We start from the raw sequence: 11,846 nt of genomic DNA, 5'->3' as shown, positions 1-11,846 counted from the left end.
GGGGGGGAGCCGCGGGAACGCGCGCTCCACCGGCGGCTTGATCGGTGGCGGTATCCGGCGTCGGAGTGGTTCGAGGCGTCCCCGGAGGTGCTGGCCGCGGTGGGTGAGTTGGAGCGGTTGACGGAAGACGGGCGACGGTTGACGGGGGCGACGACCACCCGTAGCCGCAGGACGGGGGTAGGTCAGTCCTCGACCGTGGCGTCGTAGAACTCGACGGCCCGCTCAACCGCTCATGGCCGGCGAGCTCGGCCGCGTGCTCGGCACACAGGATCCGGCGCGGACCGGGCTTGGCGAACCGCCACACGCCGCGGACGGTCGGCGGCCGGGAGCACGGAGGTCCCCCATTGGCCGCCTGGTGCGCGAAGGATCGCCGCGCAGCCGTCGCGGCAGGACTGTAGTGGGATACTCATCGCTGGCAGGACGCCACCCAACACCAAATGCATGTTCGAGTGTCATGGTTGGCGCGTCGCAGACCAGCGCCTGCGGAGGGATCGGGCTACTCGGTGCGTCTGCGAGCTGTCAGCCATCCCGGAGGAGTTTCGGTCGACACCGCGGATCGCGTATGATCCCCCCGTCCGGGGGTTCGATGGCGAGCACTGGATCCGCCGCCGACCGGTGGACCAGCTATGGCTTCCGGTCGGCGGCAACGCGGAGCCCCGCCCACGATGGCGGGTCCGAGCAGGACGTGACAGACATATATGGACAGCATTCGGCCGCGCGGTCGCCGCGGTCCTGTTGGGTCTGCTGACGGTCGTCGTGCTGGGTCTCGTCATGGTCGCGGCAACTGGCCGCGGGGTAGGCGTGATCGAGCTGGTGTGGTCGGTTGTGCTGTGGTCAGCGGTCAGCACCCGAGCACGTATCGGGGAGGATGTGGAGCTCGGCACACCCTCGACGAGAGAACCGCTTGTTCGGGGGCGTCAATACTCGCGTTCGACGACCCGCCGCCGCGCGATCCGCTCACGACACTCCAACGAGCAGTAGACCGGTTCGCATGCGTCGTCGAGTCGAGCACCGTGTCGCGCACGTCGGACACCGACGAACGCCGGGCGGGTCGACGCCGGCGGCGGCGCGTGCACAACGTCGACCAGCGCGTTGCGCCAGGCCGCCGGGTAGATGGGTATCGCGTCGCCGCATGCGCCCACCGCGTTGAGCTGTCGCCCCATCGGCCAGGATCATCGCACATGTCCGCACGAGGTTTCGGCCGCCGTCCACCGCGCTTACGACCAGGGCCTTCGGACATTGGGGTTCGTCGAGGGGTCAGGAAGTCAGCAATGAGCTATGAGTTCGCCCGAGCGGACGACATCCGCCACCTGAACGAGTCACTGGCGCACTGGCCGACGCCATCAGCACACTGGCCAACCATGTTGGCCGCTGATCGATGGCCAGGCGTCGTTCGTCCGGTCGGTGGAGCGTACCTACGTGGACCGTCACCGGGTGTGCGCGTGCCAACGTCACGCCAACGAACGGGTGACGACGAGCACGAACCGCGGGACCAGTCGGCACGAACGTGTGCGAAAGAGATGGTCAGAGGCCCGCGACGGGATGGGAGACGCCGGGCGCTCCTGCGGACGCGCAGACACCGACCGCGTCGTCTCGACGTCGGGTGTGCCGCATACCGACGTCGCTGACTACCGCGTCTCTACGTACTGGCGGCGAGGCATGCCACGCGGCGCGAACGCCTCATGGCGCACGTACCCCGAGACGTCGATCGGACAGATCACGAGGGGTTCCCACCTCGTGCTGCACACCGGAGACATGGTGGAAGGACGTTGGGGACAGGACGTGGATGGCGCCGGCGTGTTCGGCCCTGTCGGCACGTACAGGCAGAGGACCGCGGCGGCCGTGTGGCTCGCTGGCGACACCTACTACCGCTACTACCGCCGGTACTGGACCGGGCTCGATGTCCCGTGGGGCAGGGCGACCACGAGGTCGGCGACCTCACGAAGACGGCGCCCCGCCCGGCACCTTCCGGTACAAGGCACACGAACACTGGAACCTCGTCTGGCGACGTCACTTCGGCGGCATCCGACATGCCGATCGCCGCGGCACCCTCGGTGTGATCACACTCGATCCGATCGTGAAATGGAAGCAGGGGATCCTGCCCGCGTGCCTGCTGCTGACTTCGACTGGCTCGCGGACCGGGTGCAGACGATGCGCCGGAACGGGTCGGATGGATCATCGTCCAGGTTGAGATCCCGGCGTTCGGTCGAATGCGGGTCGTGCCACCTCACGGCTGCTGCTCGAGAACGGCGATCGCCTCTCGCGTCTTCTCCGCCGGCTCGACGCCGATCTGCTGCTGCTCGCCGCGGAGTTCCACGCCGACACCAGGCACCAACGACGGCCACACCCCGGTCCAGGTGGTCCACGGCGGCCAGTGACCCGGGCCGCGTGGTCATCCCACGAGACGGATCATTGTCCGACGGCACCGGCCGCGGGCGGAAGGCATCCAGTAGGTGGCTGATCCCGGTCGGGGTCGGCCACCGCACGGTGCCCGCCAGCGTTGCCGCACCTCATTGCCGGTCAACATCGCGGCATATTGCTGTAGCGTGAAGGCCCCGCTGTCTTGCGATGGCGAACCGCTCGCGAATCACCCCATGACACGGTTGCAATGCTGTGCGAAAGTGAAGTCGCCGTCGACCTGGGAGGTCGCACAGTGCTGGGTGAGCTTGACACGCACACGACCGAGGTGAGCGCAGCGGATCCGTCGTTGCTCCGAACCGCACAGGCGCAGCGCGCCGACCTCCGCGAGGCGATGATCGGTCTGGAACGGTCGCTGGCGCGGCCGGCACCGGGCCGCGTGACGCAGTGGGCGGACGCCGTCCACGAGGCGTTGATCACGCTGGCCGCCACCTTCGAGCGCCACATCGCAGTCACCGAGGGTGACGACGGCTTCCTCGCCGAGATCGGCGAGCACAGCCCACGGCTGATCAAGGCGATCGAGCGGTTGTGTGCGGAGCACGACCGCATCCGCAGCGAGCTGTCGTCGACGCTCGCCCATATCCGTCGCCTGCCCGCGCACGCCAGCGATGATGACATCGAGAGCCTGCGCGACCACGTCACGGAGCTGGTCACCGACCTGGTCCGCCACCGCCAGCACGGCGCCGACCTGGTGTGGGAGGCGCACGCGGTCGACATCGGTGGATGGGAGTAGCTCGCGGTCCACCGAAGGTCGGCGATGTGTACGAGATCGAACGCAAGTTTCTGCTCGACGAACTCCCCGCTGCGACCGCTGACGTCGAGCCCACGCGCATCGACCAGGGATACCTCGCCGTCACCGACGATCTGGAGGTCCGGGTCCGGGCACGCTCCGGTGACCACGTCCTGACGGTCAAGGGTGGCCGTGGAGAGGTGCGCACCGAGGTCACGTTGCAGATGTCGCCGGAGCAGTTCCACGGACTGTGGGCGCTCACGGCGGGGCGGCGGATCAGCAAGCGGCGCTGGGTGCTATCGCATGAACCTGAAGCCAAGGTCGAGGTTGAGGTTGACCGCTTCGAGGCCGAGCTGGAGGGTCTGCTGATCGCCGAGGTGGAGTTCGCATCGGAGGAAGCCAGCCAAGCGTTCAGGCCACCGGACTGGTTCGGGCGCGAGGTCACCAATGACGACCGGTACCGCAACGCGGCCCTGGCGACGCAGCCGCCCCCACCGTGATCAGGCGGACGCCCACTCCACGAGGTGGGGGCGGATGGCCCGGAATGCCGCCCCTCGATGCGAGATGGCGTCCTTCTGGTCGGGCGTCAACTCGGCGTTGGTCCGCTGCTGACCGACCGCGATGAAGATCGGGTCGTAGCCGAACCCGCCCTCACCGCGGGGCGCATCGGTCAGCACGCCGTCCACGACGCCATCCTCGGTGACCTCCTGCCCGTCGGGGGTCACCAGGGCCGCGACGCACACGAAGCGCGCCGTGCGGCGTGTCGCCGCGTTGAGCCGTTCGAGCACGAGCCGCAGGTTCGCGTCATCGTCGGCATCCTCCCCCGCGTAGCGGGCGGACCGCACCCCCGGCGCCCCGTCGAGCGCGTCGACCACGAGGCCCGAATCGTCGGCAACCGACGGCAACCCGGTCGCCTGCACGCAGGCACGCGCCTTGAGCAGCGCGTTCTCGGCGAACGTCTCACCGGTCTCGTCGACGTCGGGGACGTCGAGATCGAGGCCGCTGACCAGCTCGACCGGCGCGCCGTCGAGGATGCGCCGCAGCTCGACGACCTTGTGCCGGTTGCGTGTCGCGAGCACGACCGTCGTCATGCCACCTCGTTGCGCAGGGCGGTCGCCTGGGCCAGCGTGAGCTGGCGACAGCCGACGAGCGCGAGGTCGAGCAGCTCGTCGAGCTGGTCACGCGTGAACGGGAAGCCCTCGGCGGTGCCCTGGACCTCGACGATGCGCCCGTCGGCGGTCGCGACGACGTTCATGTCGACCTGCGCGGCGACGTCCTCCCGGTAATCCAGGTCGAGCACGCTGACCCCGTCGACGATGCCGACGCTGACCGCCGCCACCGGCTCCAGCGTGGGCGCGGATCGCAGCGTGCCGTCGGCGACCATCGCGTCCAGCGCCAGCGACAGGGCTAGCCAGCCACCCGTGATGGCCGCGGTGCGGGTCCCACCATCGGCGACGATCACGTCGCAGTCGACGACGATGACCTGCTCCCCCAGCGCCTCGAGATCGATCACCGACCGCAACGCGCGACCGATCAGGCGCTGGATCTCCTGGGTCCGTCCCTTCGGACGACCGGAACTGACCTCGCGGCGCGTCCGCTCCGACGTGGCCCTGGGCAGCATCGCGTACTCCGCGGTGACCCAACCCCCACCGGACCCCCGCAGCCAGCGTGGCACCTCCGGCTGCACGCTCGCCGCACACAGCACCTGGGTGTCGCCGAAGCTCACCATCACCGATCCCTCGGCGAAACGCTGTACGCCAAGCTCGAACGTAACGGGACGCAGGTCGTTGCTGAGGCGCCCGTCGTGGCGCTTGTGCTCCGTGTCTTCGTCGGACTGCTCGTCGCGCTGGGCCCTGCTCGAAGTGCTCACAGTTCGTATTCCTCCCGGTCGACCGCGACCCACACCAGACCGTCATAAACGGTCTCGGCGTCGGCGGCCACCTGCTCGGGTTCACGTTGTGGAAAGACATGTGTCACCATCAGCCGCTGGGCTCCGGCAGCGGTGGAATGCTGACCCGCCTCGGTGCCGGTCATGTGCACGCCGGACGGGAACGGCGCATCGCGCGACACCCAGGTCGAGTCGCAGATGAACAGATCCGCGCCCTCTGCGCACGCGATGAGCTCGTCGGTGCCGCCGCTGTCGCCGGAGTAGGCGACGACGCGACCGTCGACCGCCACCCGCGACGCGAGCGTCTCGATCGGATGGTTCGCCGCGTACAGGTCGACCACGAACGGCCCGATCTCGAGCGTGTCGCTTGCGGCGGCGACGTGCACGGGCAGGTGCCGGTTGAAGCTGTCGGCGGAGTCGCCGAGCAGCAGGCACGTCATGAGCTCACGCGCCCCGGCCGGGGCATAGACGTCGACCTTCTTGGCTCCCCGCTCATGGAACCGCAGGGCGTAGTGCAGGCCGTAGAGGTCGACGAAGTGATCGGGGTGCATGTGGCTGATGATCACCGCGTCGAGGTCCGCCGGATCAACGGCGTCCATCAGGTTCGTCACCGAGCCGTTGCCACAGTCCAGCAGCAGATGGTGGTCACCGGCCGTGACCAGGTACGATGAGCACGCCCGCCCGTTGCCAGGATGGCTGCCGGCACTGCCCAGCACCGTCACCTTGACCATCGCCGTCCCCTCTCGTGACGCCGGCCGCGACACCCGGTCGCGACGACATCGGACCGTGCCGTCGCCGCTAGGACGAGGCTAGTTCACGCCATGGTTGCTCGACATCAACCGCTGCCAGCCGTGGCCCGAGAAACCGCATGGCCAGGTGCCGGAACGCGTCGGCGTCACCGCTCGCGACGAACCGGTGCGGCCCCGAGCGCCGGTCGGCGAGCAGGTCATCGTCGAACAGGCGCGCGACCACCCGCCGCGCCGTCTCCTCGGCGCTGGAGATCAGCAGCACATCGGGTCCGAGCACGTAGCTGAGCACGCCGGTCAGCAGCGGGTAGTGGGTGCAGCCGAGGATCATCGTGTCGACGCGCGTGGTGATGAGCGGTGCCAGGTCGGCCCGCACCCGATCGAGCACGTCGGGGTCGGTCGTTCGCCCGTCCTCGACGAACGACACAAGCGCCGGGCACGCCTGGGAGACGACCTCGACGTCGGGCGCCAGCGCGGCGAACGCGTGCTCGTAGCTGCGCGATCCGATCGTCGCCGCGGTCCCGATGACCCCCACACGCCCGTTGCGCGTCGCCCGCGCGGCCGAGGCGACCGCCGGACGTATGACCCCCACGACCGGCACCGGCGCGTTCAACGCGACCCCGTCCTCGGGCTCGACCGCCGCCGCGGTCGCGCTGTTGCACGCCGCGACGATCATCTTGACGTCGGCACGGTCCAGCCACGCGACGACCTCGTCAACGAAGCGTCGGAGCTCGCCGATGCTCTTGGTGCCGTAGGGGAACCGCGCGGTGTCGCCGAAGTAGACGATGCGCTCGTCGGGCAGTAGGTCGAGCAGGGCCCGCGCGACAGTCAGCCCGCCGACGCCCGAGTCGAAGACGCCGATGGGACGCCGGTCAGGCACGTCGTTGCTCCGCCGGGTCGGGGCGTGCGGGCACTGGCGGGCCGGGCGGCAGGGGCGAGGAGACCATGGCGCGGCAGTCTAGCCGTCCCCCACCGGCCGGCCCCGACGGTCGGCCCCGTCGCAGCGAGCGCAAGCATCGACGCCATGGGCGCCCGCTGTGCGCGGACGACCTCGACGCGAAGGTCAGGCCCACACGGTGTCGGCGAGGCCCTCGGCGAGCGTCGTCGGGTCCCCGGCGCCGAATGCGCCGGTCGACAGGTACTTCCAGCCACCGTCGGCCGAGATGACCACGACCTTGCTGCCCTCGGGCAGGCGGTCGGGGCTGCACATGCGTTGCGCGACCGACAGTGCTGCTCCCGTCGACACGCCCCCGAAGATGCCGGCGTGCTGGGCGAGCGCACGCGTCGCCTCGAGCGAGCGCTGCGAGTCGACCTTGATCCGACCGTCGAGCAGCGTCGGGTCGAAGATCGGCGGCACGAACCCCTCGTCGAGGTTGCGAAGCCCGTAGACCAGGTCGCCGTACTCGGGCTCGGCGGCGAACACCTTGATGTCGGGGTCGTGCTCCTTGAGGCGACGACCGACACCGGCCAGGGTACCGCCCGTCCCCAGACCGGAAACGACGGCGGCGAGGTCGGGCAGGTCGGCGATGATCTCCGGCGCGGTGGTCTCGTAATGGGCGCGGGGGTTCGACTCGTTGCCGTACTGGAACGGCATGTAGACGTCGTCATCGCCGTCGGCGATCTCGCGCGCCAGGCGCACCGCGCCGTTGGAGCCCTCGCCCGCCGGCGAGAACACGATGTCGGCACCGTACAGCTCGAGGATCGTCCGCCGCTCCTCGGAGGTGTTCTCGGGCATCACGCAGGTCAGCTTGTAGCCTCGCGCGACGCACAGGGCGGCCAGCGCGATGCCCGTGTTACCGCTGGTCGGCTCGATGATCCGCGATCCCTGCGCGATCTCGCCGCGCCGCTCGGCGTCGGTGAGCAGGTACAGCGCCACGCGGTCCTTGATCGAGCCCGTGGGGTTGTTGCCCTCGAGCTTGACGTAGATCTCGTAGTCAGCCGGCGACAGCGCGGCCACCTTGACCAGGGGCGTGTTGCCGACAGCCAGCGTCGGATCCGACAGCAGCATGCCTGCCCGCTACCCTCCTGCGACGGCTGGGAGGATCGACACGATGTCACCGTCGGACAGCGGAGTGTCGATGCCCTTCATGAACCGCACGTCCTCGTCGTTGACGTAGACGTTGATGAAGCGATGCAGGCTGCCGTCGTCGGCCATCAGTGCGGACTTCAGCCCGTCGTGACGGTGGCCGAGGTCGTTGATGACTTCGCGCAGGTGGTCTCCGTCGCCGGACACGCGCCGCTGGCCGTCGGTGTGCTTGCGCAGCACTGTCGGCACTCGAACCTCAATCGCCATGGTCTATCGCTTCCTCAACGTCGGCGGGCCGATCCTCAAGCGTAGTGACCGAGCCGTCCGGGATACTGGTGACAATAGGGTCAACGCGGGTGGATCCTCACATGTTCCCGGCGGTCGGCGCGGCCGGATCCGTCGCGGAACGTTCCCCGTCGATCACGAGGGTACGCTCGCGCACTTCACCGTCGACGATGTCGAACGCGCGGATGTGTGGATCCTGTGGGTCCTGCAGCGAGACGATCAGGTAGACCGCGTCGGCATAGAAGGCCAACTCGATGTCGGTGCTCGACGGGTACGCCTCGGTGTGGGTGTGGGAGTGGTAGATGCCCAGCAGGTCCCAGTCGTTGTCGTCCATCTCGTTCATGGCGGCGAGCATCGCTGTGGGGTCCATGTTGTAGAAGGTCATCGACCGCGCGGCGTTGGGGATGCGGTAGTGCGCGGTCAGGCGACCGCCTGCGCCCGCGAGCAGCCCGCAGACCTCGTACGGGACGTCGCTGCGGGCGTGCTCGATCAGGTCGTCGTGGGTCGAGCGGTCGAGGTGGAACTCGCGACTCGGCTGCATCGTCGTCATCTCAGGCGACCTGCCGCTCTCCCTGCTCGAGGCCAATGTCGGGGCCACCCTTCCCGCGTCCGCCGTAGTGGACCACGCAAGGCTAGCGGCCCGAAGGCCGTCAGCCGTGCGACTCAGCGGTCGCGAACTGCCACGTGCCGGGCACGCCCCTGAGCTCGCATGCGCCCCAGCTTGGGTGGATGTCAGCCCTCTGTGGCCACCGGCAGCGGCACCGGACGGCGTAGCATGCGCACCGAACCCCGGTCCACGACGGCGGAAACAGGAGCCCTCGATGCTGGACACTGTGCGCACACTGCCACCCGACGCCATCCTCGGGCTGATTGGCGCCTACCAGCGCGATCCGAACCCCGACAAGATCGACCTTGGCGCAGGCGTCTACCGCAACAGCGCCGGCGAGACGCCCATCATCGCCGCGGTGCGCACCGCCGAGGAGCGCCTGCTGGCGTCCGAGCGGACCAAGAGCTACGTCGCACCGCCGGGCGACCCGGCGTTCATCGTGGGGGTGACCCGCGAGCTGTTCGGTGCCGACCACCCCGTGCTGGCCGAGGAGCGCGTCGGCGCCGTGCAGTCAGTGGGCGGCTGTGGTGCGCTGCGGCTCGGCGCCGAGCTGATCAACCGCCTGCGGCCGGGGACCCCGACGTGGGTCAGCACGCCCACGTGGCCCAACCACGAACCGTTGCTGGGTGATGCCGGACTGAAGATCCACGCCTACCCGTACTACGACCACGACGCCCACGCGGTCGACGGCGGCGCGATGCTGGCGGCGCTTGCGGCCCTCGGGCGCGACGAGGTCGTGGTGCTGCACGGCTGCTGCCACAACCCGTGCGGGGCGGACCTGACCCGGCAGCAGTGGGACGCCGTCGCCGACCTGGCGCTGGAACGTGGGTTCACGCCGTTCGTCGACATCGCCTACCACGGCCTCGGTGACGGGCTCGACGAGGACGCCTATGGCGTGCGCACGCTCGCGGAGCGGCTGCCGGAGCTACTGGTCGCCTACTCGTGCTCGAAGAACTTCGGGCTGTACCGCGAGCGGGCCGGGCTGATCTGCGCGGTGACCTCCACGGCCGACACCTCCGCCGCGGCACGTAGCCAGCTCAACTCGATCGCGCGTGGCATCTACTCGATGCCGCCGGCGCACGGTGCCGCGATCGTCGGCCACATCCTCAGCGACGACGAGCTGACCGCCAGCTGGCGCAGCGAACTGGCCGACATGCGTGAGCGGCTGCTGGGTGTGCGGCGGCTGTTCGCCGACCAGATGGCGCAACGCGGCGCCGACTTCGGTTTCATCGCCGACGAGCGCGGCCTGTTCTCGTTCCTGGGCATCTCACCGGCACAGGTCGAGCGCCTGCGGGACGACCACAGCGTATACCTGGTCGGGTCGAGCCGGATCAACGTCGCCGGCATCACGGAGGCCAACGTCGACAGGCTCGCCGACGCACTGGCTGCGGTGCTCGACACCTGACTTCGCCGTGACCCACGGCCGACGTCGGGTGCACGCGCAATGCTTGCGGTCGGACACGCATGGGATCAGGCGACGTGGATGCGTCCCTCGCCGGCCCCGGTCACGCGGCCGACCACGGCCGCGATGTGACCTGACCCGCGCAGTCCATCGACCACGACAGCGCCATCGCGCACACCGAACAGCAGCCCGCCCGAGGTCTGGGCGTCGGCCAGCAGCAGCAGCGTCTCGTCGTCGACGCCATCGGCCACCACACGCTCGGCGGCCCACGACAGGTTGCGACGCGAACCGCCGGGCACCATGCCCGCAGCGAGCAGGTCGCGCACGCCGGGCAAGACCGGCACCACGCCGGCGTCGAGGTGCACGTCGACGCGCGATGCCTCGGCCATCCGCCGTACATGGCCGAGCAGGCCGAACCCCGTGATGTCGGTCGCACCACTCGCCCCCGCGTCCACCGCCGCCGACGCTGCTGCCGCGTTGAGCCGGATCATCGACGCCACGGCGGCGTCGACGACGTCGCCGGGTGCCACCCCGCGCTTGATCGCCGTGCTGATGATGCCGATGCCGAGCGGCTTGCTGAGCACCAGGTCGTCCTGCGGGCGCAGCGCATCGGCGCGCAGCATCCGGTCCACGGCGACCTCGCCGAAGACGGCGCAGCCGAACTTGGGCTCCGGATCGTCGATCGTGTGCCCGCCGGCGGTGATCCAACCCCCGTCCGCGGCCGCGGCCTCGGCCCCTGCGAGCACCTCGCTCAGCAGGTCGAGTGGCAGCTCGTCGCGGTTCCACCCGACGATGTTGAGCGCGAAGAGCGGCCGGCCACCCATGGCGTAGACGTCGCTGGCCGCATTGACCGCCGCGATGCGCCCCCACAGTGTGGCATCGTCGACGAGGGGCGTGATGACATCGACCGTCGCCACCAGGGCGCGGTCGTCGTCGAGCCGCCAGACGGCGGCGTCGTCGCCGGGATCGGCGCCGATCAGCAGCCGCTCGTCGGTGCCGGGGTGCAGACGGCGCAGGACCTGCGCCAACTCGCCTGGGGCGAGCTTGCACGCTCACCCTGCGCCGTGGCTGAACTCCGTCAGGCGACGGGTCGCGGGATCCACACCGTCCTCTCCACAGCTCGACGTCACGGTCGGTGGCGAGCCTAGTGGACGGCCGCCTCCACCGTACGCACGACGGCGTCGTCCGGCGATTCGTGAGTGCAGGGCGGCGGCAGCGGCTCTTCAGCCCACGCCGTTGCCCGGCGACGACGCGAGCGGTGCATCCTCAACCTGGGCCGGGACACCGGCCGCCGCCACCCCGAACACGATCAGCGCCGACGCCACCGGCGCCCATGCCTGAAACAGCACGAGCACCACCGCCAGCAGCCACGCCCCGACCGTGAGGGCCAGCGCGATCCCGCGCACCAGCATGCGCTCCATCGCACGGGCCGCCTCGCTGTCCATGCGCGGTGGCCGCGACGGCGGCTGCGGATGATCGTCCCGGCCGTGCTCGCCGGCCTCGGCGCCGTGCGGCGGGCCGGACCGCTGGTGCGGTCGCGGACGCACCGCGCGCGTCATCACGGGCACGGCGATCAAGAGGATCGACAGCACGTCGGCGGGTGCGTAGTTGTCGATCCCACTCGTCCGCAGCTGCATGATCAGCAGCACGGCCGCCACCGCCGCACCAACCACCATCGCGTTGCGTCCGACGAGCCCGTACATCGTGCCGTCGATCATCGCACGCCGCTGGCGCGCCTCGCAGG

Annotated in this window: 12 protein-coding genes and 1 pseudogene; 4 read left to right on the top strand and 9 right to left on the bottom strand. The window is 69.8% G+C overall.

Features of this window, described 5'->3' with window-relative positions:
- From VK923_17515 to VK923_17505, 3 genes are all read left to right on the top strand, one after another.
- A partial coding sequence (locus VK923_17515; GenBank protein ID HSJ46478.1) for a hypothetical protein occupies positions 1 to 207 on the top strand: 207 nt, incomplete at its 5' end.
- A gap of 2,500 nt (positions 208 to 2,707) precedes the next feature.
- Positions 2,708 to 3,151: a hypothetical protein gene (locus VK923_17510; protein ID HSJ46477.1), complete on the top strand. Its 444-nt coding sequence runs from the start codon at positions 2,708 to 2,710 to the stop codon at positions 3,149 to 3,151.
- A 26-nt stretch (positions 3,152 to 3,177) separates the two neighbouring features.
- Positions 3,178 to 3,648: a CYTH domain-containing protein gene (locus VK923_17505; protein ID HSJ46476.1), complete on the top strand. Its 471-nt coding sequence runs from the start codon at positions 3,178 to 3,180 to the stop codon at positions 3,646 to 3,648.
- Here the strand turns inward: VK923_17505 and rdgB are convergent, their stop codons facing one another.
- The 7 genes from rdgB to VK923_17470 form a co-directional block, all read right to left on the bottom strand.
- Entirely contained in the window at positions 3,649 to 4,239 is a 591-nt protein-coding gene (gene rdgB, locus VK923_17500; GenBank protein HSJ46475.1) for an RdgB/HAM1 family non-canonical purine NTP pyrophosphatase, read from the bottom strand.
- The gene (gene rph, locus VK923_17495; GenBank protein HSJ46474.1) at positions 4,236 to 5,018 is read right to left on the bottom strand and encodes a ribonuclease PH; all 783 of its coding nucleotides are present in this window, start codon (positions 5,016 to 5,018) and stop codon (positions 4,236 to 4,238) included. The genes rdgB and rph overlap by 4 nt, the downstream gene beginning before the upstream one ends.
- Positions 5,015 to 5,767: an MBL fold metallo-hydrolase gene (locus tag VK923_17490; GenBank protein ID HSJ46473.1), complete on the bottom strand. Its 753-nt coding sequence runs from the start codon at positions 5,765 to 5,767 to the stop codon at positions 5,015 to 5,017. The genes rph and VK923_17490 overlap by 4 nt, the downstream gene beginning before the upstream one ends.
- Positions 5,768 to 5,834: 67 nt before the next feature.
- On the bottom strand, positions 5,835 to 6,662 hold the full coding sequence (murI, locus tag VK923_17485) for a glutamate racemase (protein HSJ46472.1): 828 nt from the start codon (positions 6,660 to 6,662) through the stop codon (positions 5,835 to 5,837).
- Between the two features lie 183 nt (positions 6,663 to 6,845).
- On the bottom strand, positions 6,846 to 7,790 hold the full coding sequence (locus VK923_17480) for a cysteine synthase family protein (protein HSJ46471.1): 945 nt from the start codon (positions 7,788 to 7,790) through the stop codon (positions 6,846 to 6,848).
- Between the two features lie 9 nt (positions 7,791 to 7,799).
- On the bottom strand, positions 7,800 to 8,075 hold the full coding sequence (locus tag VK923_17475) for a MoaD/ThiS family protein (GenBank protein HSJ46470.1): 276 nt from the start codon (positions 8,073 to 8,075) through the stop codon (positions 7,800 to 7,802).
- A gap of 97 nt (positions 8,076 to 8,172) precedes the next feature.
- Entirely contained in the window at positions 8,173 to 8,643 is a 471-nt protein-coding gene (locus VK923_17470) for a M67 family metallopeptidase (GenBank protein ID HSJ46469.1), read from the bottom strand.
- 271 nt (positions 8,644 to 8,914) lie between these two features.
- Here VK923_17470 and VK923_17465 point away from each other — a divergent pair, with 271 nt between their 5' ends.
- Complete coding sequence (locus VK923_17465; GenBank protein HSJ46468.1) at positions 8,915 to 10,105, top strand: amino acid aminotransferase; 1,191 nt, start codon at positions 8,915 to 8,917, stop codon at positions 10,103 to 10,105.
- Between the two features lie 65 nt (positions 10,106 to 10,170).
- Here the strand turns inward: VK923_17465 and selD are convergent.
- Together selD and VK923_17455 are read right to left on the bottom strand one after the other, a co-directional pair.
- Positions 10,171 to 11,142, bottom strand: a pseudogene (gene selD, locus VK923_17460) (selenide, water dikinase SelD).
- Between the two features lie 183 nt (positions 11,143 to 11,325).
- Positions 11,326 to 11,846: hypothetical protein (locus VK923_17455; GenBank protein ID HSJ46467.1), on the bottom strand; the 521-nt coding region annotated here is incomplete at its 5' end.

Source organism: Euzebyales bacterium (assembly GCA_035461305.1).
In the GTDB taxonomy this organism is placed as follows: Bacteria; Actinomycetota; Nitriliruptoria; order Euzebyales; family JAHELV01; genus JAHELV01.
The sequence above is the reverse complement of the archived record's forward strand: the minus strand, read 5'-3'. Positions and strand labels throughout refer to the sequence as shown.

Coding starts and splice junctions, on each gene's coding strand:
- rdgB (HSJ46475.1), bottom strand. CDS start 4,239: ATGACGACGGTCGTGCTCGCGACACGCAACCGGCACAAGGTCGTCGAG.
- VK923_17490 (HSJ46473.1), bottom strand. CDS start 5,767: ATGGTCAAGGTGACGGTGCTGGGCAGTGCCGGCAGCCATCCTGGCAAC.
- VK923_17480 (HSJ46471.1), bottom strand. CDS start 7,790: ATGCTGCTGTCGGATCCGACGCTGGCTGTCGGCAACACGCCCCTGGTC.
- VK923_17475 (HSJ46470.1), bottom strand. CDS start 8,075: ATGGCGATTGAGGTTCGAGTGCCGACAGTGCTGCGCAAGCACACCGAC.
- VK923_17470 (HSJ46469.1), bottom strand. CDS start 8,643: ATGACGACGATGCAGCCGAGTCGCGAGTTCCACCTCGACCGCTCGACC.
- VK923_17465 (HSJ46468.1), top strand. CDS start 8,915: ATGCTGGACACTGTGCGCACACTGCCACCCGACGCCATCCTCGGGCTG.